This window comes from Pseudomonas parakoreensis (genome assembly GCF_021602155.1).
GTDB classification, from domain to species: domain Bacteria; phylum Pseudomonadota; class Gammaproteobacteria; order Pseudomonadales; family Pseudomonadaceae; genus Aquipseudomonas; species Aquipseudomonas parakoreensis.
The window spans coordinates 36,524-60,854 of record NZ_BQHY01000024.1; the positions used below are offsets into that span (position 1 = coordinate 36,524).

At 61.1% G+C, this 24,331-nt stretch carries 19 protein-coding genes and 3 tRNA genes; all 22 read left to right on the forward strand.

Annotated elements, in window-relative coordinates; all coding sequences use genetic code 11:
- The first annotated feature begins 49 nt into the window (after positions 1-49).
- The 22 genes from leuC to L6D63_RS26010 all read left to right on the forward strand — a co-directional run bounded on the left by leuC (position 50) and on the right by L6D63_RS26010 (position 24,331).
- Positions 50-1,468: a 3-isopropylmalate dehydratase large subunit gene (leuC, locus tag L6D63_RS25905; RefSeq protein ID WP_095668812.1), complete on the forward strand. Its 1,419-nt coding sequence runs from the start codon at positions 50-52 to the stop codon at positions 1,466-1,468.
- Between the two features lie 13 nt (positions 1,469-1,481).
- The gene (leuD, locus tag L6D63_RS25910; protein ID WP_047293213.1) at positions 1,482-2,126 is read left to right on the forward strand and encodes a 3-isopropylmalate dehydratase small subunit; all 645 of its coding nucleotides are present in this window, start codon (positions 1,482-1,484) and stop codon (positions 2,124-2,126) included.
- Positions 2,127-2,263: 137 nt separating this feature from the next.
- The gene (locus L6D63_RS25915) at positions 2,264-3,031 is read left to right on the forward strand and encodes a class I SAM-dependent methyltransferase (protein WP_182401797.1); all 768 of its coding nucleotides are present in this window, start codon (positions 2,264-2,266) and stop codon (positions 3,029-3,031) included.
- A gap of 54 nt (positions 3,032-3,085) precedes the next feature.
- Positions 3,086-4,168: a 3-isopropylmalate dehydrogenase gene (gene leuB, locus L6D63_RS25920; RefSeq protein ID WP_047293218.1), complete on the forward strand. Its 1,083-nt coding sequence runs from the start codon at positions 3,086-3,088 to the stop codon at positions 4,166-4,168.
- A 66-nt stretch (positions 4,169-4,234) separates the two neighbouring features.
- Positions 4,235-5,347 (forward strand): aspartate-semialdehyde dehydrogenase, encoded by a 1,113-nt coding sequence (asd, locus tag L6D63_RS25925; RefSeq protein ID WP_003226428.1) that lies wholly within the window; start codon positions 4,235-4,237, stop codon positions 5,345-5,347.
- A 272-nt stretch (positions 5,348-5,619) separates the two neighbouring features.
- On the forward strand, positions 5,620-6,630 hold the full coding sequence (locus tag L6D63_RS25930) for an aspartate-semialdehyde dehydrogenase (protein ID WP_047293220.1): 1,011 nt from the start codon (positions 5,620-5,622) through the stop codon (positions 6,628-6,630).
- 208 nt (positions 6,631-6,838) lie between these two features.
- Entirely contained in the window at positions 6,839-9,472 is a 2,634-nt protein-coding gene (locus L6D63_RS25935) for a motility hub landmark protein FimV (RefSeq protein WP_131671791.1), read from the forward strand.
- Positions 9,473-9,746: 274 nt separating this feature from the next.
- Positions 9,747-10,571: a tRNA pseudouridine(38-40) synthase TruA gene (truA, locus tag L6D63_RS25940; RefSeq protein WP_041066053.1), complete on the forward strand. Its 825-nt coding sequence runs from the start codon at positions 9,747-9,749 to the stop codon at positions 10,569-10,571.
- 65 nt (positions 10,572-10,636) lie between these two features.
- The gene (locus tag L6D63_RS25945; RefSeq protein WP_047293224.1) at positions 10,637-11,281 is read left to right on the forward strand and encodes a phosphoribosylanthranilate isomerase; all 645 of its coding nucleotides are present in this window, start codon (positions 10,637-10,639) and stop codon (positions 11,279-11,281) included.
- Positions 11,282-11,481: 200 nt separating this feature from the next.
- On the forward strand, positions 11,482-12,402 hold the full coding sequence (gene accD, locus L6D63_RS25950) for an acetyl-CoA carboxylase, carboxyltransferase subunit beta (RefSeq protein WP_131671790.1): 921 nt from the start codon (positions 11,482-11,484) through the stop codon (positions 12,400-12,402).
- Positions 12,399-13,706: a bifunctional tetrahydrofolate synthase/dihydrofolate synthase gene (folC, locus tag L6D63_RS25955; protein ID WP_047293227.1), complete on the forward strand. Its 1,308-nt coding sequence runs from the start codon at positions 12,399-12,401 to the stop codon at positions 13,704-13,706. Before accD ends, folC begins: the two co-directional genes overlap by 4 nt.
- Positions 13,690-14,355 (forward strand): SPOR domain-containing protein, encoded by a 666-nt coding sequence (locus tag L6D63_RS25960; RefSeq protein WP_131671789.1) that lies wholly within the window; start codon positions 13,690-13,692, stop codon positions 14,353-14,355. Before folC ends, L6D63_RS25960 begins: the two co-directional genes overlap by 17 nt.
- A gap of 98 nt (positions 14,356-14,453) precedes the next feature.
- Positions 14,454-15,014, forward strand: coding sequence for a CvpA family protein (locus L6D63_RS25965; RefSeq protein ID WP_007961197.1), 561 nt, complete (start codon positions 14,454-14,456; stop codon positions 15,012-15,014).
- Between the two features lie 41 nt (positions 15,015-15,055).
- Entirely contained in the window at positions 15,056-16,561 is a 1,506-nt protein-coding gene (gene purF / locus L6D63_RS25970; RefSeq protein ID WP_003226416.1) for an amidophosphoribosyltransferase, read from the forward strand.
- An 80-nt stretch (positions 16,562-16,641) separates the two neighbouring features.
- Complete coding sequence (locus L6D63_RS25975; protein WP_108183232.1) at positions 16,642-17,853, forward strand: O-succinylhomoserine sulfhydrylase; 1,212 nt, start codon at positions 16,642-16,644, stop codon at positions 17,851-17,853.
- Positions 17,850-18,626, forward strand: coding sequence for an SDR family oxidoreductase (locus L6D63_RS25980; protein ID WP_047293232.1), 777 nt, complete (start codon positions 17,850-17,852; stop codon positions 18,624-18,626). The genes L6D63_RS25975 and L6D63_RS25980 overlap by 4 nt, the downstream gene beginning before the upstream one ends.
- Positions 18,627-18,842: 216 nt before the next feature.
- Positions 18,843-18,918: transfer RNA gene (locus L6D63_RS25985), tRNA-Val, on the forward strand.
- Between the two features lie 54 nt (positions 18,919-18,972).
- Positions 18,973-19,049: transfer RNA gene (locus L6D63_RS25990), tRNA-Asp, on the forward strand.
- Positions 19,050-19,143: 94 nt separating this feature from the next.
- A tRNA-Asp gene (locus L6D63_RS25995) sits at positions 19,144-19,220 on the forward strand.
- Positions 19,221-19,729: 509 nt separating this feature from the next.
- The gene (locus L6D63_RS26000) at positions 19,730-22,561 is read left to right on the forward strand and encodes a xanthine dehydrogenase family protein molybdopterin-binding subunit (RefSeq protein WP_131671788.1); all 2,832 of its coding nucleotides are present in this window, start codon (positions 19,730-19,732) and stop codon (positions 22,559-22,561) included.
- The gene (locus L6D63_RS26005; protein WP_047293235.1) at positions 22,554-23,093 is read left to right on the forward strand and encodes a (2Fe-2S)-binding protein; all 540 of its coding nucleotides are present in this window, start codon (positions 22,554-22,556) and stop codon (positions 23,091-23,093) included. Before L6D63_RS26000 ends, L6D63_RS26005 begins: the two co-directional genes overlap by 8 nt.
- Before the next feature lie 2 nt (positions 23,094-23,095).
- The gene (locus tag L6D63_RS26010; protein WP_131671787.1) at positions 23,096-24,331 is read left to right on the forward strand and encodes a c-type cytochrome; all 1,236 of its coding nucleotides are present in this window, start codon (positions 23,096-23,098) and stop codon (positions 24,329-24,331) included.

The window sequence follows — 24,331 nt, forward strand, 5'->3', positions numbered from 1 at the left end:
GTTATTGATAAGCCCAGGGCATAGAAACAAGCTGATGAGGAACCGTCTGATGGCCGGCAAAACGCTCTACGACAAGCTCTGGGATTCGCATTTGGTCAAGCAGCGCGACGATGGCTCGGCGCTGATCTATATCGATCGTCACATCATCCACGAAGTGACCTCGCCGCAAGCCTTCGAAGGCCTGCGTCTGGCCGGGCGCAAGCCGTGGCGCATCGATGCCAACATCGCGACCCCGGACCACAACGTACCGACCACGCCAGAACGCAAGGGCGGCATCACGGCCATTGCCGACCAGGTCTCGCGTTTGCAGGTTCAGACCCTCGATGACAACTGTGATGAGTACGGCATCGTCGAGTTCAAGATGAACGACATCCGTCAGGGCATCGTCCACGTGATCAGCCCGGAGCAGGGCGCAACCTTGCCGGGCATGACCGTGGTCTGCGGCGACTCGCACACCTCGACCCACGGCGCCTTCGGTGCCTTGGCGCACGGGATCGGCACTTCCGAGGTCGAGCACGTGCTCGCCACCCAGTGCCTGGTCGCCAAGAAGATGAAAAACATGCTGGTGCGCGTCGAGGGCCAGTTGCCGTTCGGCGTGACCGCCAAAGACATCGTCCTCGCGGTGATCGGCAAGATCGGCACCGCCGGCGGTAACGGCCATGCCATCGAATTCGCCGGCAGCGCGATTCGTGATCTGTCCGTCGAAGGCCGCATGACCATCTGCAACATGTCCATCGAAGCCGGCGCCCGCGTGGGTCTGGTGGCAGCGGATGAAAAGACCGTCGAGTACGTCAAGGGCCGTCCGTTTGCGCCGAAAGGCGCGCAGTGGGATCAGGCGGTTGAAGCCTGGAAAGACCTGGTCTCCGACGCCGATGCCAAGTTCGACACCGTGGTTGAACTCGACGCTGCGCAGATCAAGCCGCAAGTCAGCTGGGGCACTTCGCCTGAAATGGTGCTGGCCGTTGATCAGAACGTGCCGGATCCAGCCAAAGAGATGGATCTGGTCAAGCGTGACTCGATCGTCCGCGCCCTGAAATACATGGGTTTGAGCGCCAATCAGGCGATCACCGACATTCAGCTGGATCGCGTGTTCATTGGCTCCTGCACCAACTCGCGCATCGAAGACTTGCGCGCTGCAGCCGTGATTGCCAAGGGCCGCAAAGTCGCTTCGACGATCAAGCAGGCCATCGTGGTGCCGGGCTCGGGTCTGGTGAAGGCGCAGGCGGAGGCCGAAGGTCTCGACAAGATCTTCCTCGAAGCCGGTTTTGAGTGGCGTGAGCCGGGTTGCTCGATGTGCCTGGCGATGAACCCGGACCGTTTGGAGTCCGGCGAGCATTGCGCTTCGACCTCCAACCGTAACTTCGAAGGCCGTCAGGGTGCCGGTGGTCGTACCCACCTCGTGAGCCCGGCCATGGCCGCTGCGGCGGCGGTGAACGGTCGTTTCATCGACGTTCGTGAATTGATCTGAAGGAGAGCGCAGCATGAAAGCTTTTACCCAGCACACTGGTCTTGTCGCGCCTCTGGATCGTGCCAACGTCGACACCGACCAGATCATTCCCAAGCAGTTCTTGAAATCGATCAAGCGCACCGGTTTCGGCCCGAACCTGTTCGACGAGTGGCGTTACCTGGATGTCGGCCAGCCGTATCAGGACAACTCCAAGCGCCCGTTGAACAAGGACTTCGTGCTCAACGCCGAGCGCTATCAAGGCGCCAGCGTGTTGCTGGCCCGTGAGAACTTCGGTTGCGGCTCCAGCCGTGAACACGCCCCGTGGGCGCTGGAAGAATACGGTTTCCGCAGCATCATCGCGCCGAGCTACGCCGACATCTTCTTTAACAACAGCTTCAAGAACGGCTTGCTGCCGATCATTCTGAGCGACGCTGAAGTTGATGAGCTGTTCAAGCAGGTCGAGGCCGCGCCGGGCTATCAATTGCAGATCGATCTGCACGAGCAGACCGTGACCAGCCCGAACGGCAAGGTGTACCACTTCGAGATCGACGCGTTCCGCAAGCATTGCCTGCTCAATGGTCTGGATGATATCGGCCTGACCTTGCAGGACGGCGATGCGATTGCCGCGTTCGAGGCCAAGCATCGTGTGAGCCAGCCGTGGTTGTTTCGCGACGCGTGAGATTGATTTAGTCAGGGCTGGCCCCATCGCTGGCAAGCCAGCTCCCACAGGTTTTGTGAACGCTGCAAATCAATGTGGGAACTGGCTTGCCAGCGATGAGGCTGGAACAGGCATCCCAAGATCAAAAGGAAGTCCCTATGACCAGCACCGCCCAGCACAGCCAGGTCGTACAAAAGCAATTCGGTGAACAGGCCGCCGCCTACCTGAGCAGCGCCGTTCACGCTCAAGGCACCGAATTCGCGCTGCTACAGGCTGAACTGGCCGGGCAGGGCGCGGCCCGGGTGCTGGACCTGGGGTGCGGCGCCGGTCATGTGAGTTTTCATGTGGCACCACTGGTCAAGGAAGTGGTGGCCTACGACCTGTCGCAGCAAATGCTCGATGTGGTCGCCGCCGCAGCGGTTGATCGCGGTTTTGCCAACATCTCCACGGTCAACGGCGCCGCCGAGCGTCTGCCGTTTGCCGATGGCGAATTCGATTTCGTGTTCAGCCGTTATTCGGCGCACCATTGGAGCGACCTCGGCGTAGCCCTGCGCGAAGTGCGTCGGGTGCTGAAACCGGGTGGTGTGGCGGCGTTCGTTGACGTGTTGTCACCGGGCAGCCCGCTGTTCGACACCTATCTGCAGAGCGTTGAAGTGCTGCGCGACACCAGCCATGTGCGCGATTATTCTGCCGGCGAGTGGTTGCGTCAGGTCAGCGAGGCCGGGCTGCATACCCGCAGCACCACGCGTCAGCGTCTGCGTCTGGAGTACAACAGCTGGGTCGAGCGCATGCGCACGCCCGAGGTGATGCGCGCGGCGATTCGCCAGTTGCAGCAGTCCATGGGCAACGAAGTGCGCGAATATTTTGAGATTGATGCCAACGGCTCGTTCAGTACAGATGTAATCGTATTGATGGCTGAGCGATAAGAATTTTTCCGGGCGCGCCCTGAGTGGCGCACCGACTGATGACATGAGGAAAGCATGAGCAAGCAGATTCTGATTCTCCCAGGTGACGGTATTGGTCCGGAAATCATGGCCGAAGCGGTCAAGGTGCTGGAGCTGGCCAACGACAAGTACAGCCTGGGCTTCGAGCTGAGCCATGACGTGATCGGTGGTGCCGCCATCGACAAGCACGGCGTGCCGCTGGCCGACGAAACGCTCGACCGCGCCCGTGCTGCCGACGCCGTCCTGCTGGGCGCCGTGGGCGGCCCGAAATGGGACGCCATCGAGCGCGACATCCGCCCTGAGCGCGGCCTGCTGAAGATTCGTGCGCAACTGGGCCTGTTCGGCAACCTGCGTCCGGCGATCCTCTACCCGCAACTGGCCGACGCTTCGAGCCTGAAGCCGGAAATCGTGGCCGGTCTGGACATCCTGATCGTCCGTGAGCTGACCGGCGGCATCTACTTCGGCGCGCCACGCGGCACCCGCACCCTGGACAACGGCGAGCGTCAGTCCTACGACACCCTGCCGTACAGCGAAAGCGAAATCCGCCGAATCGCCCGCGTCGGTTTCGACATGGCCATGGTTCGCGGCAAAAAGCTGTGCTCGGTGGACAAGGCCAACGTGCTGGCGTCCAGCCAACTGTGGCGTGAAGTGGTCGAGCAGGTCGCCAAGGATTACCCTGAAGTCGAACTGAGCCACATGTACGTCGACAACGCCGCCATGCAGCTGGTGCGCGCGCCGAAGCAGTTCGACGTGATCGTCACCGACAACATGTTCGGCGACATCCTGTCCGACGAAGCCTCGATGCTCACCGGATCGATCGGCATGCTGCCGTCGGCTTCGCTGGATTCGAACAACAAGGGCATGTACGAGCCGTGCCACGGTTCGGCGCCGGACATCGCCGGTAAAGGCATTGCCAACCCGCTGGCGACCATTCTGTCGGTGTCGATGATGCTGCGTTACAGCTTCAATCTGCACGACGCGGCCGATGCCATCGAGAAAGCCGTCAGCGTGGTGCTGGATCAAGGCTTGCGTACCGGCGACATCTATTCGGCCGGTTGCACTAAAGTCGGAACGCAGGAAATGGGTGACGCAGTAGTCGCCGCGCTGCGGAATCTGTAATCTCTCGGGCCCGCTGCGAAATTCAATACAAAGCAGCGGCCCACTTTTCAAGAAGGTGTAGTTGCGATGAAACGTGTAGGTCTGATCGGTTGGCGCGGCATGGTCGGTTCCGTGCTCATGCAGCGGATGCTGGAAGAGCAGGATTTCGATCTTATCGAGCCGGTGTTTTTCACCACTTCCAATGTCGGTGGCCAAGGCCCGTCCGTGGGCAAGGACATTGCTCCGCTCAAGGACGCTTACAGCATTGAAGAGCTGAAAACCCTCGACGTGATCCTGACCTGCCAGGGCGGCGACTACACCAGCGAAGTGTTCCCGAAGCTGCGCGAAGCCGGCTGGCAGGGTTACTGGATCGACGCGGCGTCCAGCCTGCGCATGAACGATGACGCGGTCATCATTCTCGATCCGGTCAACCGCAAGGTCATCGACCAGCAACTGGACGCGGGTACCAAAAACTACATCGGCGGCAACTGCACCGTCAGCCTGATGCTGATGGGCCTGGGCGGTCTGTTCGAAGCCGGTCTGGTCGAGTGGATGAGCGCCATGACCTATCAGGCGGCCTCCGGCGCCGGCGCACAGAACATGCGTGAACTGATCAAGCAGATGGGCGCGACCCACGCTGCGGTGGCCGATCAACTGGCCGATCCGGCCAGCGCGATCCTCGACATCGACCGTCGCGTGGCCGAAGCCATGCGCAGCGACGCGTACCCGACCGAGAACTTCGGCGTACCGCTGGCCGGCAGCCTGATCCCGTGGATCGACAAGGAACTGCCGAACGGCCAGAGCCGTGAAGAGTGGAAGGCCCAGGCCGAGACCAACAAGATCCTTGGTCGCTTCAAGAGCCCGATCCCGGTCGACGGTATCTGCGTGCGCATCGGCGCCATGCGTTGCCACAGCCAGGCACTGACCATCAAGCTGAACAAAGACGTGCCGATCGCTGATATCGAAGGGCTGATCAGCCAGCACAACCCTTGGGTCAAACTGGTGCCGAACAACCGCGACATCAGCATGCAGGAGCTCAGCCCGACCAAGGTCACCGGCACCCTGAACGTCCCGGTGGGTCGTCTGCGCAAGCTGAACATGGGTTCGCAATTCGTCGGTGCCTTCACCGTCGGCGACCAACTGCTGTGGGGCGCGGCCGAACCGCTGCGTCGCATGCTGCGGATCCTGCTGGAACGTTGATCGCTTGATGCAATGAAAGAACCCGTGCCTTGTGAGAGGTGCGGGTTTTTTTATGCCTTGGATTTTCGGGTATCAGCTCTGGCCTCATCGCTGGCAAGCCAGCTCCCACAGGTTTCAGGTGTGTACAAATATCTGTGTCCCACACTGACCACTGTGGGAGCTGGCTTGCCAGCGATGAGGCCGGTCAGGCGGCACAAATCCCCGGCAGAAATTGCCTGCATGGCAGTCACCCGGTAAAGTGCCGCTCCCCCCGTTTCGCCAGAGGTAGAACCATGACCCAGACCCTAGATATTGCCGTCGTCGGCGCCACCGGTACTGTCGGCGAAACCCTCGTACAGATTCTCGAAGAACGCGACTTTCCGGTCGGTAACCTGCACCTGCTGGCCAGCAGCGAATCCGCTGGCAGCTCGGTGCTGTTTCGCAACAAAAACGTGCGCGTGCGCGAAGTCGACGAGTTCGATTTCAGCAAGGTCAAACTGGTGTTTTTCGCCGCGGGCGCTGCCGTTTCCCTGAGCTACGCGGCGCGTGCCCACGCGGCCGGTTGCTCGCTGATCGACCTGTCCGGCGCATTGCCGGCCGAGCAGGCGCCGCAAGTGGTGCCGGAAGCCAACGCCGAGGTCATCGCCGGTCTGACCGCGCCGTTCCAGGTCAGCAGCCCAAGCCCGTCGGCGACGACGCTGGCTGTGGTGCTGGCGCCGCTGCTCGACTTGCTCGACCTGCAATACGTCAACGTCACCGCCAATCTCGCCGTCTCCGCGCAAGGTCGCGAAGCCGTGACCGAGCTGGCGCGGCAGACCGCCGAGTTGCTGAATATGCGTCCGCTGGAGCCGACCTTCTTCGATCGGCAGATGGCCTTCAACCTGCTGGCCCAGGTCGGTACGCCGGACGCTCAAGGCCACACGCTGCTGGAAAAACGCCTGGTGCGCGAGCTGCGTCAGGTGTTGGCGCAGCCTTTATTAAAGATTTCCGCTACTTGCGTTCAAGCCCCGGTGTTTTTTGGCGATAGCTATAGCGTGACCTTGCAGTCAGCGAGCGCGGTCGACCTGGAAAAGGTCAACGCCGCACTTGAAGACGCACCCGGCATCGAGCTGGTTGAAGCGGGCGATTACCCGACGGCGGTGGGTGACGCGGTGGGGCAGGACGTTGTCTATGTTGGCCGTGTGCGCGCCGGTGTCGACGACCCGGCGGAACTTAATCTGTGGCTGACGTCAGATAACGTACGCAAAGGCGCGGCCCTCAACGCTGTGCAGGTTGCTGAATTGTTGATAAAAGACCTGCTGTAAAAGATACTTGGCAACAATTTGTCGACTGATTCTAGGTGAGCGCTATGCTTGCCCGGAGCACTTGATAACGTGTCACCCTCCGGGACTTTCCGGGGCATCAAAGAAATGATCGCGCGCGGCATGTGTCGTCGTCGCGCGCAATGCCTTACGGCAGCGGCAATCAACATCTTCTCGCTGGCCGAGGAACGTTCAAACAAAGGATGAGGCTATGGTTCAAGTTCGCAAACTGGTGTTAGCAATAGCGGCCGCCTCGGCGCTGTCCTCCGGTATGGCGCATGCCCTCGGGCTCGGGGAGCTGACCCTGAAGTCGACCCTGAACCAGCCGCTGGTGGCCGAGATCGAGTTACTCGACGTCAAGGATCTCACCGCTGCCGAAGTGGTGCCGAGCCTGGCTTCACCCGAAGATTTCGCCAAGGCCGGTGTTGATCGCCAGGCCTTCCTCAACGACCTGACGTTCACCCCGGTGCTCAACGCCAGCGGCAAAAGTGTGCTGCGCGTGACGTCGAGCAAGCCGCTGTCGGAACCGATGGTGAAATTCCTCGTGCAGGTGATGTGGCCGAATGGCCGTCTGCTGCGCGATTACAGTGTGCTGCTGGATCCGTCGAAATTCTCGCCACAGACCGCTGACGCCGCCGCGCAACCGGCGCCGTCGCAGACCATCACCGCACCGACCACCGGCGCCACGCACCCGAATCAGTACACCACCACGCCGCGCGATACCCTGTGGGAGATCGCCGCGAAGGCGCGCACTGGCGGCTCCGTGCAGCAAACCATGCTGGCGATTCAGGCGCTGAATCCGGATGCGTTCATCGACGGCAACATCAACCGGCTGAAAACCGGTCAAGTGTTGCGTCTGCCGGACTCGGTGGAAAGCACCGCGCTGCCACAATCGAAAGCGATTGCCGAAGTTGCCGCGCAGAACGAAGCCTGGCGTCAGGGTCGTCGCTATGTGGCCAAGCCGGGTACCGGCCAGCAGCAGCTCGACGCAACCAAGCGTGGTCGCAGCAATGCCGGCACCGGCCAGAATGCCAAAGACAACTTGAGCCTGGTCTCCGCCGAAAGTGCCAAGGCCCGGGGTAAAGGCCCGGCCGGCGATGCCAAGGCCTTGAGCAACCAGTTGGCGGTGACTCAGGAAAGCCTCGACACGACCCGTCGTGACAACGAGGAACTGAAAAGCCGCATGGCTGATCTGCAAAGTCAGCTGGACAAGCTGCAGCGCCTGATCGAGCTGAAGAATAATCAGCTGGCGAAAATGCAGGCCGACGGTACCGGTGCCGCGCCAGCTGCCAACGCCGCTGTGCCGGCGATCACTGCTGAGCTGGCCGCCACTCCGCCGGCGACCCCGGCAGAAGCTGCACCCACCCCGGAATCGGCGATTGCGCCACCGGTCGACACGCCTGCCGAGACGCCAGTGGTTGCGCCAAAACCGGTGGTCGATGAAGACAAAACCTTCAATGAACTGCTGACCAATCCGATCCTGCTGGGTCTGATCGGCGGCGGTGCGGTGGTGTTGCTGCTTCTGCTGTTGCTGCTGGCCCGTCGCCGCAAAGCCCAGCAGGAAGCCGAGAAACACCTGCGCATGGCCCGCGCTTTGGCTGAAGAGCAGGAGTTCTCTGCCGAGCAGGATCTGCCGGAAAGCAGTTTCGAAGGTCTGGAAACACCTGCCGCCAGCGTCAAGCTCAACACCCCGGCACCCGCACCAGCGCCTGCTGCGGTAGTGGCTCCGGTGGTGATGGCCGAGCCGATTGCTGCGCCATTGGTCGCGCCGGCCGCCGAGCGTTCCGATGACGTGCTGGACAAAGCTCAGTCGCACATCAATGCCGGTCGCCTGAATCAGGCCGCCGCGCTGCTGGAAGAGGGCGTCAGCCTTGAGCCGCAACGCAGTGATCTGCGCCTGAAACTGATGGAAGTCTATGGTCAGCAGGGTGACCGCGATGCGTTCGTCGGTCAGGAGCGTCAACTGGTGGCCAATGGCGACAACTTCGCCAAGGTCGAAGAACTGAAAAAGCGCTTCCCGGCCATGGCTGTAGTCGCGGTCGCTGGTCTGGCTGCAGCGGCCGCCGCCGCTGAACTCGATGCGCAATACGTCAAGGAGCTGCTGCTTGACGAGCCCGAGGCGCCTGCACCTGAGCCGGCGGCAGACGATCTGGACAGCGCGTTCGACCTGAGTCTGGACGATCTCGATAACATTACCCCGGTTGAGCCTGCGCCTGTTGTCGCACCTGAAGCACCAGTGGAGCTGGACGAGTTTCCGGCTGACGACGATCTGAGCTTTGAGTCGGTGCTGCAACAGCAGACCGAGATCAAAGAGAACCTCGACGACCTGTCGGACTTCGACCTCGATCTGGACCTCGGTGCCGAGCCTGCGCCAGCCTCGATGGCTGACCTGGCGGACGATGACTTCCTGCTGGATCTGGACGAAGGCGTGAAAGACCTGTCGCCGGCCGAGCCTGTGGTCGCCAACGAAGTGCCACAGGACGATCTGGAGCTGCCCGCCGATTTCGATCTGTCGCTGGCCGACGAGATGGACACCAACCCGGCCGAACCGGATGCCTTCGCGGCAGAGTTGGATGACGTCAACGCCGAGCTGGATCGTCTGTCGCAGAGCATCACCGAGCCGACCTTCACCGAAGCCGACGCAGCCATGGGTGGTGATCTGGGCGAAGATGACTTCGACTTCCTCGCCGGCACCGACGAAGCCGCCACCAAGCTCGATCTGGCCCAGGCCTACATCGACATGGGCGACAATGACGGCGCGCGCGACATCCTCAACGAGGTGTTGACCGAGGGGGATGAGAAGCAGCGGGGCGAGGCCAAGGAAATGCTTTCGCACCTGGCTTGAGTCAGCGGTAAATCAAAAACGGCAGCCCGATCAAGGCTGCCGTTTTTGTTTGGGCAGAATTTAGTGGCGGCTGTGCAATCGCCATCGCTGGCAAGCCAGCTCCCACCGGTATTGCATGCGCTGCAGAAACTGTGGGAGCTGGCTTGCCAGCGATGGGGCCGGATCGGTCAACACAGAACTGACTGGCATCCCCGACCCACAGCCTTATAATGCCCGCCTTTGTACATCAGCAGGCTGTCCCACCTTGGCAAACATAGATAATCCGGCCGCCGAAATGGCACCCGAAGGCTTTTACCGCGTGGCACTGGGCGTCGAGTACAAAGGCTCGCGCTACAGCGGCTGGCAGCGTCAGTTGACCGGTGTGGCCACGGTGCAGGAAGAGCTTGAAAAAGCCTTGTCGAAAGTCGCCAATTCGCCGATTTCGCTGCAGTGCGCCGGTCGCACCGATGCCGGGGTGCATGCGTGCGGGCAGGTGGTGCATTTCGACACGCCGGTCGATCGTTCGCTGAAAGCCTGGGTGATGGGCGCCAATATCAATCTGCCCCACGACATCAGTGTCAGTTGGGCGCGGGTGATGCCGGCGCATTTTCATGCGCGGTTCAAAGCCATCGCCCGACGTTACCGCTATGTGATCTACAACGATCAGATTCGTCCGGCGCATCTCAATGAAGAGATCACCTGGAACCATCGCCCGCTCGACGTCGAGCGCATGGCGCAAGCTGCGCAATATCTGATCGGCACCCACGACTTCAGTGCGTTCCGTGCCGGTCAGTGCCAGGCCAAGTCGCCGATCAAGAAGATGCATCACCTGCGCGTGACCCGGCACGGCAAGATGATCGTGCTCGATATCCGTGCCAATGCGTTCCTGCACCACATGGTGCGCAACATTGCCGGTGTGCTGATGACCATCGGTGCCGGCGAGCGCCCGGTGGAGTGGATGAAGGAAGTGTTGGAGAGCCGAGAGCGGCGCTCCGGTGGCGTGACAGCGCATCCGTATGGGTTGTATCTGGTGCAGGTTGAGTATCACGACGAGTTCCCGTTGCCCGAGCGTTTCATCGGGCCACATTTCCTTACGGGTTTCTCGGACCTTGACGGCTGACGCCTCCCGACGCTTTTGTTACCATCCGGGACTTTCCCGGTTTTTACCTTGAGGTTTTTATCGACATGTCAGCCGTTCGCAGCAAGATTTGCGGGATTACCCGCATAGAGGATGCGTTGGCAGCGGTCGAGGCCGGGGCCGATGCCATCGGTTTCGTGTTTTATGCAAAAAGTCCGCGCGCAGTGAGCGTGCAGCAGGCAAGGGCGATCATTCAGGCTTTGCCGCCCTTCGTGACGACGGTGGGCTTGTTCGTCAACGCCAGCCGCTGTGAATTGGGGGAAATCCTCGATGCCGTGCCGCTGGATCTGTTGCAGTTCCATGGCGACGAGACCGCTGAAGAGTGCGAAGGCTGGCATCGTCCGTACATCAAGGCATTGCGGGTCAAGGCCGGCGACGACATCGCGGCTGCCGTCGATGCCTATCCGAGTGCCAATGGCGTGCTGCTCGACACCTACGTCGAAGGCGTGCCTGGCGGAACCGGTGAGGCGTTCGACTGGTCATTGATTCCGCAGCAGTTGAGCAAGCCGCTGATCCTGGCGGGTGGCCTGACCCCGGAAAACGTCGCCGACGCCGTGGCCCGGGTCAAACCGTACGCCGTCGATGTCAGCGGCGGGGTAGAGGCGAGCAAGGGCATCAAGGATCCTGCGAAGATCCGCGCGTTCATCAATGCCGTACGCAGCAGCTCGCAGGGAGCGTCTACTTCGATGTGACGGCTGGCAGTCTGCCGCCGTCCATCAATGCACTTGCACAAAGCAGGCGAGGCTGAGGGTTTCTGGAGGTGCACGCAGGTCATGTTTCGCGCTGACCGCGGCGTTCCACGAACCATCGCCACACACATGAATTTAGCTGAAGGGCATACGCGGGGCTGCGAACCAGAGCGTTCGGGCCGCCGGTACTGGAGAAAGAAAGCATGAGCAACTGGTTGGTAGACAAACTGATCCCTTCGATCATGCGGTCGGAGGTCAAGAAGAGCTCGGTGCCTGAAGGTCTGTGGCACAAATGCCCGTCCTGCGAGGCTGTGCTGTATCGTCCTGAGCTGGAAAAGACCCTGGATGTTTGCCCCAAGTGCAACCACCACATGCGCATCGGCGCACGGGCGCGTATCGACATCTTCCTGGATGCCGAAGGTCGCAACGAGCTGGGTGCCGATCTGGAGCCGGTTGACCGTCTGAAGTTCCGTGACGGCAAGAAGTACAAGGACCGTCTGGTCGCCGCACAGAAGCAGACCGGCGAAAAGGACGCGCTGATCTCCGTCAGCGGCATCTTGCTGGGCATGCCGGTGGTGGTGTCGGCGTTCGAATTCAACTTCATGGGCGGTTCCATGGGTGCCATCGTCGGTGAGCGCTTCGTGCGCGCCGCCAACTACGCCCTGGAAAACCGTTGCCCGATGATCTGCTTCGCCGCCTCCGGTGGTGCGCGCATGCAGGAAGCGCTGATCTCGCTGATGCAAATGGCCAAGACATCGGCCGTACTGGCGCGCCTGCGTGAAGAAGGCATTCCGTTCATCTCGGTGCTGACCGATCCGGTCTACGGCGGTGTTTCTGCCAGTCTGGCGATGCTTGGCGACGTGATCGTCGGTGAGCCAAAAGCCCTGATCGGCTTCGCCGGTCCGCGCGTGATCGAGCAGACCGTGCGGGAAAAACTGCCGGAAGGCTTCCAGCGCAGCGAGTTTCTGCTGGAGCATGGCGCAATCGACCTGATCATCGATCGTCGTGAACTGCGTCCACGTCTGGGCAATCTGCTGGCGCAGCTGACCGGTCAGCCGACACCGACCTACGTCGCCGCTCCTGTCGAGCCAATCGTCGTTCCACCGGTGCCTGCCAACGTATGACCGAGCGTACCCTTGGCGAGTGGCTCGCCTACCTTGAACAGTTGCATCCATCGGCCATCGACATGGGGCTGGAGCGTTCGCAACAGGTAGCGTCCCGCATGGGACTGGGCCAGCCGGCGCCTCGGGTGATCACGGTCACCGGCACCAACGGCAAGGGTTCAACCTGCGCTTTCATGGCTTCATTGCTACGGGCGCAGGGCCTGAGCGTAGGTGTCTACAATTCTCCGCACCTGCTGCGTTACAACGAGCGGGTGCAGCTCAATGGCGTCGAAGCCACTGACGCACAGCTGTGCGAGGCCTTCGCTGCAGTCGAGGCCGGGCGAGGCGACACGTCCCTGACTTACTTCGAAATGGGTACCCTGGCGGCGTTCTGGCTGTTTCAACAGGCAAAACTTGACGCTGTGGTGCTGGAAGTCGGTCTGGGCGGGCGTCTGGATACGGTCAATGTGGTGGATGCCGATGTCGCGCTGGTCACCAGCATTGGCGTTGATCATGCCGAATACCTGGGCAATACCCGTGAATCCGTGGCATTCGAGAAGGCCGGGATTTTCCGTCAGGGCAAACCTGCCTTGTGTGGTGATCTGAATCCTCCGCAGCCGTTGCTCGACAAGGCGCGCGAATTGGCGTGTCCGTTTTTCCTGCGTGGGCGTGATTTCGACCTGGGAGTCACTGAGCAGCATTGGCAATGGCGCGGTACCGATGCGCAAGGCCTGCAGGTCGAACTGCATGATCTGCCGTTGCTCGATCTGCCGATGGAAAACGCCGCGCTGGCCTTGCAGGCGTATCTGTTGCTCGGTCTGCCGTGGGATGCCTCGCAGATCGTTGCAGCCTTGCAGGCGACTCGCGTGGTCGGGCGTCTGGATCGTCGCTCCTTTGACTTCAATGGCAAACGCTTGAACCTGCTGCTGGATGTGGGACACAACCCGCACGCGGCGGAATATCTGGCGCGGCGTCTGGCCAGTCGGCCACTGGCGGGCAAACGTCTGGCGGTGTTCGGCTTGCTGGCCGACAAGGATCTGGATGGTGTTGTCGGTGAATTGAATGCTAGTGTCCAGCATTGGGCGGTCGCGCCGCTGGATTCGCCGCGTTCGCGCCCGGTCAGCGAATTGCACGCCGGGTTACAGAACCTTGGCGCATCCGTCACGTCCTATGACAGTGTTGCGGCGGCGCTGGAAGGGCAGTGCGCAGTGGCCACCAGTGACGACGAGATTCTGTTGTTCGGATCATTTTATTGTGTCGCCGAGGCCCTTGAATGGCTGGCCCGGCGCTCCACGGAGGAAGCGGCAAATGGCTTTGCTGGATAAAGCGTACAAGCAGCGCATGGTTGGTGCCCTGGTGCTGGTGGCACTGGCGGTGATTTTCCTGCCGATGCTGTTTTCCCGTCAGGACGAGCAACGTCAAGTGACGGTCGAGGCGCCATCCGCACCGCAAGCGCCGGCTGTGCCGCAAGTGCAGCTCGAGCCGGTGGCCGTGCCTGAGCCGCAAGCACTGCCGCAGGAGCCGGTACCGAGCGACGACGAAGTGGCCGAGCAATCGGCGCCGTCGATGCCGATTGACGCAGCACCGGCACCCGCGCCGACCCCGGCTCCGGCTCCGGCAGCCAAACCGGTTGCGCCTGCGCCCGTTGCCAAACCTGCTGCGGCGCCGGCTCAGCCGATTGCTGCGGCTGCGGCCAAGCCTGATACCACGCAAAGCCGGGTCGATGCCAACGGTCTGTCGGTCAGCTGGTCGGTGCAACTGGCCAGCCTGTCGAGCCGTGAGGGCGCGGAATCGCTGCAGAAAACCCTGCGCAGCCAAGGCTACAACGCTTACATCCGTTCTGCCGATGGCAAGAATCGGGTGTTCGTCGGGCCGCTGATCGAACGTGCCGAGGCTGATCGTCTGCGGGATGTGTTGAGCCGTCAGCAGAACCTCAAGGGTTTTGTCGTGCGCTTTCAGCCCGAGCGCGGCTAGGATCTATCGATTCGATTGAAATGCACTGAAAATCGCAGCTTACCGACAGCGGTGCGCTCTGCTAAAATGCGCCGCCTTATCCGTCTGTAGGCTGCACTGTGCCATTTACCCTGGTTGACTGGGCGATCGTTGCAATCATCGCCATCTCCGCTTTGATCAGTTTGAGCCGCGGCTTCGTCAAGGAAGCATTATCGCTGGTGACCTGGATCATCGCAGGAGCGGTTGCCTGGATGTTCGGTGGCTCACTGTCCGAGTACCTCGCCGGATACATCGAAACCCCATCGGCTCGCGTGATCGCGGGCTGTGCCATCATGTTTGTCGCCACACTGATCGTGGGCGCAATGATCAATTATCTTATCGGCGAGTTGGTGCGCGTGACCGGGTTGTCCGGCACCGACCGATTCCTGGGCATGGCCTTCGGCGCGGCGCGTGGCGTGTTGCTGGTGGTCGTGGCAGTCGGGCTGTTGAGCCTGGGGCCGGTACAGCAGGACGGGTGGTGGAAAGAATCACAGCTCGTGCCAAAGTTTCTATTGGTCGCCGACTGGTCCAAAAACCTGATTCTCGGGTGGAGCAGTCAGTGGCTTGCCAGCGGAATCAGCGTACCCGCTGATATTCCGTTCAAGGAGCAGCTCTTGCCGTCGGCCAAAACGCCACAGTGAGTGTTGTTCAGTTCAGATCCATTAAGTAGGGGTTGCGTCGCATGTGTGGCATCGTCGGTATCGTCGGTAAGTCGAACGTCAATCAGGCGCTGTATGACGCGCTAACCGTGCTCCAGCACCGCGGCCAGGACGCTGCCGGTATCGTGACCAGCCATGATGGCCGGTTGTTCTTGCGCAAGGACAATGGTCTGGTGCGTGACGTGTTTCAGCAGCGTCACATGCAGCGCCTGGTCGGCCACATGGGTATCGGCCACGTGCGTTATCCGACCGCCGGCAGCTCGACCTCGGCCGAAGCGCAGCCGTTTTACGTCAACTCGCCTTACGGCATCACCCTGGCGCACAACGGCAACCTGACCAATGTTGAACAGTTGGCCAAGGAAATCTACGAATCCGACCTGCGTCACGTCAACACCAGTTCCGACTCGGAAGTGCTGCTCAACGTGTTCGCCCACGAGCTGGCCCAGCGCGGCAAGCTGCAGCCGACCGAAGAAGACGTGTTTGCCGCCGTGACCGACGTGCACAACCGTTGCGTCGGCGGTTACGCCGTGGTGGCAATGATCACCGGTTACGGCATCGTCGGTTTCCGTGACCCGCACGGCATTCGTCCGATCGTGTTCGGCCAGCGTCACACCGACGAAGGCGTCGAGTACATGATCGCTTCCGAAAGCGTTTCGCTGGACGTACTCGGTTTCACCCTGATCCGCGACCTGGCCCCGGGCGAAGCGGTCTACATCACTGAAGACGGCAAGCTGCACACCCGTCAGTGCGCGACCAACCCGTCCCTGACCCCGTGCATCTTCGAACACGTTTACCTGGCGCGTCCGGATTCGATCATCGACGGCGTGTCGGTGTACAAGGCGCGTCTGCGCATGGGTGAGAAACTCGCCGAGAAGATCCTGCGCGAGCGTCCAGAGCACGACATCGACGTGGTCATCCCGATTCCGGACACCAGCCGCACCGCCGCGCTGGAGCTGGCGAACCATCTGGGCGTGAAATTCCGCGAAGGTTTCGTCAAGAACCGTTACATCGGCCGGACCTTCATCATGCCGGGCCAGGCGGCGCGCAAGAAATCGGTTCGCCAGAAGCTCAACGCTATCGAACTGGAATTCCGCGGCAAGAACGTGATGCTGGTCGACGACTCGATCGTGCGCGGCACCACCTGCAAGCAGATCATTCAGATGGCCCGCGAAGCCGGCGCGAAAAACGTCTACTTCTGCTCGGCGGCCCCGGCCGTACGCTTCCCGAACGTTTACGGCATCGACATGCCGAGCGCTCACGAACTGATCGCACACAACCGTTCGACGCAGGACGTGGCGGATCTGATCGGCGCAGACTGGCTGATCTATCAGGATTTGCCTGACTTGATCGAAGCGGTCGGTGGCGGCAAGATCAAGATCGAAAACTTCGATTGCGCGGTGTTCGACGGCAAGTACGTCACCGGCGACGTCGACGAGGCTTACCTGGACAAGATCGAGCAGGCACGCAACGATGCCTCCAAGGTCAAGACCCAGGCGGTCAGTGCGATCATCGATCTGTACAACAACTGAGTTTCTACCGGCCCTGAGGGGCCGGTTTTGTATCTGGCAAAAGACTTTCATTTATTCAGAACAGGGCAAGGAGTGACAGCATGAGTCAGGAATGGGATGCCGGTCGGCTGGACAGCGACCTCGAAGGCGTAGCGTTCGATACCCTGGCCGTACGTGCCGGTCAGCACCGTACGCCGGAAGGCGAACACGGTGATCCGATGTTCTTCACTTCCAGCTATGTGTTCCGCACCGCCGCCGACGCGGCCGCGCGCTTTGCCGGGGAAGTGCCGGGCAACGTTTACTCGCGTTACACCAACCCGACTGTGCGCGCGTTCGAGGAACGTATTGCTGCGCTGGAGGGCGCCGAGCAAGCGGTTGCCACTGCCACGGGCATGGCCGCGATCATGGCGGTGGTGATGAGCCTGTGCAGCGCCGGCGATCATGTGCTGGTGTCGCGCAGCGTATTCGGTTCGACCATCAGCCTGTTCGAAAAGTACTTCAAGCGTTTCGGCGTGGAAGTCGATTACGTGCCGCTGGCCGATCTGTCGGGTTGGGAGGCGGCGATCAAACCGAACACCAAGCTGTTGTTCGTCGAGTCGCCGTCCAATCCGTTGGCCGAGCTGGTGGATATCACCGCGCTGGCGGAAATCGCTCACGCCAAAGGCGCGATGCTGGTGGTCGACAACTGCTTCTGCACGCCTGCCTTGCAGCAACCGCTGAAGCTCGGTGCAGACATCGTCGTGCATTCGGCAACCAAGTTCATCGACGGCCAGGGCCGGTGCATGGGCGGGGTGGTGGCCGGTCGCAGCGAGCAGATGAAAGAAGTTGTCGGTTTCCTGCGCACCGCCGGGCCGACCCTCAGCCCGTTCAATGCGTGGATCTTCCTCAAGGGCCTGGAAACCCTGAACCTGCGGATGAAGGCGCACTGCGCCAACGCCCAGCAACTCGCCGAGTGGCTGGAGCAGCAGGACGGTATCGAGAAAGTCCATTACGCCGGGCTCAAGAGCCATCCGCAGCACGAACTGGCCCAGCGTCAGCAGAAGGGCTTCGGTGCGGTGGTGAGTTTCGAGGTCAAGGGCGGCAAAGAGGGCGCATGGCGCTTTATCGACGCCACCCGCTTGATCTCGATCACTGCCAACCTTGGTGACAGCAAAACCACCATCACCCATCCGAGCACCACCTCCCACGGCCGTCTGGCGCCGCAGGAGCGTGAGGCGGCGGGGATTCGTGACAGCCTGATCCGCATTGCGGTCGGTCTGGAAGACGTGGCGGACCTGCAGGCCGACCTGTCGCGCGGTCTGGCGGCGTTGTGATCGAGTTGTCGACGCCGACGGCGGGTACCCATGGCCGCGTGGCGCTGGTCACCGGCGCCGCGCGTGGCATCGGTCTGGGCATCGCGGCCTGGCTGATCAGCGAAGGCTGGCAAGTGGTGCTGACCGATCTTGATCGCGCACGCGGTTCGAAAGTAGCGAAGGTGCTGGGCGAGAATGCCTGGTTCATCGCCATGGACGTGGCGGATGAAAGTCAGGTGGCATTGGGTGTTGCTGAAGTGCTTGGGCAATTCGGTCGTCTCGATGCGTTAGTGTGCAACGCGGCGGTGGCTGATCCGCACAACATCACCCTGGAAAGTCTGGATCTGGCGTACTGGAATCGGGTGCTGGCGGTGAATCTCAGCGGGCCGATGCTGCTGGCCAAGCACTGCGCGCCGTATCTGCGCGCGCACAACGGCTCGATCGTCAATCTGGCCTCGACCCGTGCGCGGCAGTCGGAGGCAGATTCCGAGGCCTATGCGGCGAGCAAGGGCGGGTTGTTGGCGCTGACCCATGCGCTGGCGATCAGTCTTGGGCCGGAGATTCGGGTCAACGCGGTCAGTCCCGGCTGGATCGATGCGCGGGATCCTTCTGCGCGTCGAGCCGAGCCGCTGGCCGATGCCGATCATGCGCAGCATCCGGCGGGCAGGGTAGGGACGGTCGAGGATGTGGCGGCGATGGTTGCGTGGCTGTTGTCGCGCAATGCCGGGTTTGTCACCGGGCAGGAATTCGTCGTGGATGGCGGCATGACCAAGAAGATGATTTACACCGAGTAGATCGCGTGCTTCTCCTGAATTTGCGTCAAATGGGCTGCCGTCTTCGCGAGCAAGCTCGCTCCCACATTTGGAATGCAATCCCCTGTGGAAGCGAGCTTGCTCGCGAATGCAGTCTTGCAGGATGGAAACAATTTCGTCTTTTTCAGAAAAACTTCAATCCTGCTATTGACTTAGGTTCGCCACCTGCGTAAATTTCGCGGCCTCGGAGATGCAAACGGGTGATTAGCTCAGCTGGGAGAGCGTCTGCCTTACAAGCAGAATGTCGGCGGTTCGATCCCGTCATCACCCACCACTCCCGAGAAACTTGCGAAAGCAAGAGGTAGGCTGAAAGTGCCTCCACCGACGCGCAGCGGTAGTTCAGTCGGTTAGAATACCGGCCTGTCACGCCGGGGGTCGCGGGTTCGAGTCCCGTCCGCTGCGCCATATTTTACGAGTCGGGCATTGTCCGGTTCGCGATTGAAAAGCACCGAAGCTTTCAGTCAAAACGAGTTACTTGAGCGCAAGCTCAAAGCGATACGCAGCGGTAGTTCAGTCGGTTAGAATACCGGCCTGTCACGCCGGGGGTCGCGGGTTCGAGTCCCGTCCGCTGCGCCATATCTGTTTCAAGGACCACTGAACGCCTTGAAACACCGAAAGCAACCCTTGGTTGATTCGGAATCGATAGCAAAGACCCTGGTCGAAAGACCGGGGTTTTTTGTGTCTGAAATTTGACCGCTCTCCCTTCACTACCCAGTCCTGCACAAATCCCTGCAGGAGCTGCGGCACGCTGCAATCTTTTGATTTTGATCGTAGAAGTAGGATCAAAAAATCGCAGCCTCGTTTCACTCGACAGCGCCTGCATGAAGTGGGCAACCGCATTCGACTGTGTATGGCGGGGGGCAATCGACCTCATGCGGTGCCACGTCGCATTGATTTTTTGATTCTTTAGTCAAATTTTTGTAACTGGTTGTTTGCTGCGAGCGCGGAAACCTTTAAAGTTAACCTTTCGGTCAGCTTTGCACTGTCAACACGCCCTTTGTTTAGCCAAGAAGGGCTTCTGCAAGACTCGAGATTCCCAGTAGATAACCAGAAGGGCGGACACATAACCGCCCAGAGGATGATCCATGTCCAACCGTGATATATCCCGGCGCTCGTTCCTCCAGGGCGGGCTGGTGGCGGGTGTGAGCGTCACGCTCACGCCGCTCAGCAGCCAGGCGCTGGCTGCCTTGATGGAAACCAGCGTCACCGTGCCGTCCGAGAAGTGGCTCGGCAACAACGGCAAGGCGCGTCAGCGTAACGATGCGCTGTCCAAAGTTTGCGGCAGCAAAGTATTTGCCCGCGACATTCGCTCCAAGGACATGCCGGGCTGGCCTGAGCAACAGGGCCACGCCATGCTGCTGAAAACCATCAAGGCCGACCGTATCTACGCTGGTCACGACCTGTCGTGGCTCGGTGCCGACTTGCAACCTGACCGCATCGTCACCGCGGCCGATCTGGACAAGGACGGCATCGTCTTCCCGGAAGAGCACGCGCCGGACCCTTTGCTGCCGGAAGGCAAAGTACCGATGTTCATCGGTCACCCGGTAGCAATCCTGATCTGGAACGATTTCGAGCGTTTCCGCCAGGCCAAGACCAAACTCAAATTCAATGACAAGGCGATTCGTTACGGTGCACAAGTGCCGTACTACGAAGGCGATCCTTATGGCAGCTTCCGCTACGTGCGCGTGGGCGGTCCGACCTCGGCCGACGAAGACGAATTCGCCAGCCTGAAAGACTCGATCCTGTTCCCGATGCTGAAGAACCGTCGGCCGGTGTGGAATTCTCAGCCGAACCTGCACGGCAACCTGACTGAGCGCGGTCTGTTCTACGCCGATCGCATGAAGAAAGAGATCGATAGCCCGCCAGACAACTGGCTGGTGTTCGATGAGCGCTACAAGACCCCGTCGATCGAACCGGCTGCGATGGAACCGGACAACGGCAACGGCTGGTACGACCCGAAAACCAAGACCCTGCATTTCGTGGTTGCCACTCAGTGCCCGCTGGAAGCCGCGACCGAGACCGCGAAAATGATCGCGCCGTCGCGCTTCGGCCTGGCCAATTTGAACATGCACCCGGGTTACACCGTGGGTTACGGTTCCAAAGACCACAACATCTTCGTCTACTACGCAGCCCTCGCGGCGCTGTACGGTGCCGGTGTGCCGATCCGTCTGGCGAATGACCGCTATGAGCAGTTCCAGAGCGGCATCAAGCGTCACCCGTTCGACATCCGCTACCAGTTGGCGGTGGACAAGAACGACTACAGCTTCAAGATTTTCCGTGCCGAGATGAGCGTCGACGGTGGCGGTCGCATCAACTACAGCCCGTCGGTGGCGGCGGTGGGGGCCACGGCAGCGCAGTCGATCTATTACATGCCGCAGAACGATCTGCAGGTCACCGCTTACCACTCGCGTGGTGTTGAGGCGGGGTCGATGCGCGGTTACGGCACCCTGCAAAGCATGGCCTCAACCGAAATGATGGTCGACGAAATCGCCCATCGTCTCGGCGTTGACCCGATTGATCTGCGTCGCAAGAACGCCTTGCGTTCGGGGATGAAAAACACCCAGGGCGCGATCCCGGCGGGTGCTCTGCGCCTGCACGAAATTCTCGATAAGGCCTCGGTGCACGAAGTCTGGAAAAACCGCGACGCGATCAAGAAACAGCGCGAAGCCGCCGACCCGGACAATTGGTACGGCGTGGGTTTCGCCATTTGCCAGAAAGACTTCGGCACCGGTTCCGAAGCGCCGATGGCCAGCATCGAATTCACCGCTGAAGGTCGCATCACCCTGCGCCACATCGGTATCGAAATCGGCACCGGCATGTCCACTTCGCAAGCGCTGGTGGTGGCCGATTTCCTCGGTAGCCCCGCGCATGAAGTGAAGACCGGTGAAACCGAATGGCAGGAAATGCAGCTGATCACCAGCGGCAACCCTTACATCATGAGCCAGGCCGAACAGGACAACCTGCTGCGCAATCCGCGCTGGGTTGGCAAGCTGGCTTCGGCGTCGTCCGCGACCAACTCGGCCTACTATTTCAGCCACGCCACCCGTGAAGCGGCGCGCGTGCTGTTCAACAATGGCTTGTGGCCGGCGGCCATGGAAATCTGGCGTCAGGGCCCTTACGGCGGTCAAGCCAACCCATACGTGGTGCGTCGTGAAGATGCGCATTGGGTCGACGGCAAACTCACTGCCAACGGCATGCAGCCGTTGAGTTTTGAAGAGCTGGCCAAGCGCGCTCACGAGCGTGGCCTGGTCACCGGTGCCACCGTTCACGCGTTCAACCGCTGGAGCTGGGCCGAGGCTGAATACAGCATCGACGGCGTGCGCGAGCGTCTGCCGCTCGACGGTCTGGCGGTGAAGTACGGCGATGGTGCGCCGAAGGCGAAGAAGGCGCTGATGAACACCGCTGGTTTCCACTTGCTGGATCGCCAGAACATCAACTACCCGGTGGTTCAGTTGAACAATGCCGCGGTGACTTACTACAGCCCGGTCGCGACGCTGGTCGAGCTGAAGGTCAACAAAGGCTCGGCGGAAGTCGAAGTGCTCAACCACCATTCGTGGGTCGAGTGCGGTCGGGTGCTGGTTGAAGAACTGGTCAAGGGCCAGCTCGAAGGCGGTATCGCGATGGGTATTGGTCACGCATTGATGGAAGAGATGCCGCTGTACGAAGGCGGACCGGGGGAGGGGGACTGGAACTTCAACCGTTATCGCCTGCCGATGGCCCGTCACGTCGCGGTGTGGAAGCAGACCGCGGAGATTCTACCGCCGTTGTCGCCAAGCGATCCGTCCAAAGGCATCGCCGAAGTGGTGATGATCCCGGTGGTTGGTGCCATCGGTAACGCCGTGGCGCATGCCATCGGTAAACGTGTTCGCGATCTGCCAATCACTGCTGCGCGCATCAAGGAGGCCCTCAATGGCTAACCGTCCGCTTCAACTGACCCTCAATGGTCAATCCGTCGGTCCGGTGGACATCCCTGATGACCTGCCGATGATCGACTACCTGCACGAATACAAGAATCTCACCGGTTCGCGCCTGGGCTGCGGCCAGGGCATCTGCCACGCCTGTGTGGTGATCGTCGACAACCCGGACGGCACCAGCGAAGAAGTGCGCACCTGCATCACCGGCGCGCATTACTTCGAGGGCAAAAAAGTCCGCACCATCGAAGGTCACGCCAAACGTGATGAGAGCGGTCAGGTCACTGAGCTGAACCCGATCCAGCAGCGTTTCGTCGACGAATTCGCCTTCCAGTGCAGCTATTGCGCGCCGGGCTTCGTCAACGCCGCGACGGTGCTGGTGGAGAAGCTGCAGCGCCAGCCGATCGTCAAAAGCCAGCTGGAAAGCGTCATCGAAGACAGCCTCGGCCATCACGTCTGTCGTTGCACCGGGTACGTGCGTTACTACAACGCCACGCGCAACGTGCTGACCGATCTCGGCCTGGTCAAGGAGGGTTAAGCATGAAGCATCTATTGACCCGCTTGACCCTGGCGGTCGGGCTGGCTGCGCCGGTGTTATTTGCCCACGCCGACGATCAGGTCAAGCGCGGCGAATACCTCGCCCGCGCGGCCGACTGCATGGCGTGCCACACCGCACCGGGCGGCGCGCCGTTTGCCGGCGGGCTGCCGATCGTCTCGCCGTTCGGCACCATCTACGGCACCAATATCACTCCGAGCAAAGAGCACGGCATCGGCCTGTACAGCGATGACGAGTTCTTCGCCGCGCTGACCGAAGGCAAGCGTCGCGACGGCGCCAATCTGTATCCGGCGATGCCCTACACCTCGTATCACCTGGTGCCGCGGGAAGACTCGGACGCGATTCATGCGTACCTGAAAACCATCGAGCCAATCGAGCGCGCCGCGCCGGTCACCAGCCTGAGTTTTCCGTTCAACGTGCGTCCGGGCCTGATCGGCTGGAACATGCTGTACGGCAAGGCCTTGAAGCTTGAGTCTGGTGAAGGCAAAAGCGAAGCCTGGAAGCGTGGCCAGTACATGGTCGAAGTGCTCGGCCACTGTGGCGAGTGCCACACGCCACGCGGTCTGCCGGGCGCGATGCAACTGGACAAGCGCCTGACCGGCGGTATTCTCAACGGTTATCTGGCACCGAGCCTGCTCGCCACCGATCTGGCGGCGCGTGGCTGGAATCAGCAGGACCTGAGCACGTTCCTTAAACACGGCATGAGCGCCCAGGGCACGATGTTCAACGAGATGTTCCCGGTGTTCCACAACAGCACCCAGGGCCTGAACGATCAGGATCTGGCGGCGATGGCGACGTTCCTGCTTGGCGACAAGCCGCCCGCGGCGAAAGAGCTGACTGAAGTGTCGCTGGACAAGCTCAGCCCGAGTGCCCAGCGCGGCCGTCAGGAATATTTGAACGTCTGCGCCGGTTGCCATGCTGCCGGCGGCGAAGGCAAGCCGCACATCGCCGTGGCCATGCGCGGCAACACCACGCTGCGTCTGGAAGATCCGCGCAATCTGTTGCGGGTGATCGAGGACGGCATCGGCGAGCAGAAATTCGCCGGGTTCGAACACATGCAGCCAATGCCGGGATTCGCTGACAAGCTCAGCGCTGAACAGCTGACCGATCTGCTGAACTACCTGCGTCAAGGCTGGGGCGGCCAGTCGGCAGAGTTGGCAGTGAGCGATGTGCAGAAGCTGCAGGCTGACGCTCCAGTCGTCGAGCACAAGGCGCACTGA

Bases quoted from the DNA above. Each gene is read 5' to 3' on its own strand.
- L6D63_RS26010 (WP_131671787.1), top strand. From the start codon at position 23,096: ATGAAGCATCTATTGACCCGCTTGACCCTGGCGGTCGGGCTGGCTGCG.
- folC (WP_047293227.1), top strand. From the start codon at position 12,399: ATGACCGAGCGTACCCTTGGCGAGTGGCTCGCCTACCTTGAACAGTTG.
- accD (WP_131671790.1), top strand. From the start codon at position 11,482: ATGAGCAACTGGTTGGTAGACAAACTGATCCCTTCGATCATGCGGTCG.
- L6D63_RS25935 (WP_131671791.1), top strand. From the start codon at position 6,839: ATGGTTCAAGTTCGCAAACTGGTGTTAGCAATAGCGGCCGCCTCGGCG.
- L6D63_RS25930 (WP_047293220.1), top strand. From the start codon at position 5,620: ATGACCCAGACCCTAGATATTGCCGTCGTCGGCGCCACCGGTACTGTC.
- asd (WP_003226428.1), top strand. From the start codon at position 4,235: ATGAAACGTGTAGGTCTGATCGGTTGGCGCGGCATGGTCGGTTCCGTG.
- truA (WP_041066053.1), top strand. From the start codon at position 9,747: ATGGCACCCGAAGGCTTTTACCGCGTGGCACTGGGCGTCGAGTACAAA.
- L6D63_RS25960 (WP_131671789.1), top strand. From the start codon at position 13,690: ATGGCTTTGCTGGATAAAGCGTACAAGCAGCGCATGGTTGGTGCCCTG.
- L6D63_RS25945 (WP_047293224.1), top strand. From the start codon at position 10,637: ATGTCAGCCGTTCGCAGCAAGATTTGCGGGATTACCCGCATAGAGGAT.
- L6D63_RS25975 (WP_108183232.1), top strand. From the start codon at position 16,642: ATGAGTCAGGAATGGGATGCCGGTCGGCTGGACAGCGACCTCGAAGGC.
- leuD (WP_047293213.1), top strand. From the start codon at position 1,482: ATGAAAGCTTTTACCCAGCACACTGGTCTTGTCGCGCCTCTGGATCGT.
- L6D63_RS25915 (WP_182401797.1), top strand. From the start codon at position 2,264: ATGACCAGCACCGCCCAGCACAGCCAGGTCGTACAAAAGCAATTCGGT.
- leuB (WP_047293218.1), top strand. From the start codon at position 3,086: ATGAGCAAGCAGATTCTGATTCTCCCAGGTGACGGTATTGGTCCGGAA.
- purF (WP_003226416.1), top strand. From the start codon at position 15,056: ATGTGTGGCATCGTCGGTATCGTCGGTAAGTCGAACGTCAATCAGGCG.
- L6D63_RS26000 (WP_131671788.1), top strand. From the start codon at position 19,730: ATGTCCAACCGTGATATATCCCGGCGCTCGTTCCTCCAGGGCGGGCTG.
- leuC (WP_095668812.1), top strand. From the start codon at position 50: ATGGCCGGCAAAACGCTCTACGACAAGCTCTGGGATTCGCATTTGGTC.
- L6D63_RS26005 (WP_047293235.1), top strand. From the start codon at position 22,554: ATGGCTAACCGTCCGCTTCAACTGACCCTCAATGGTCAATCCGTCGGT.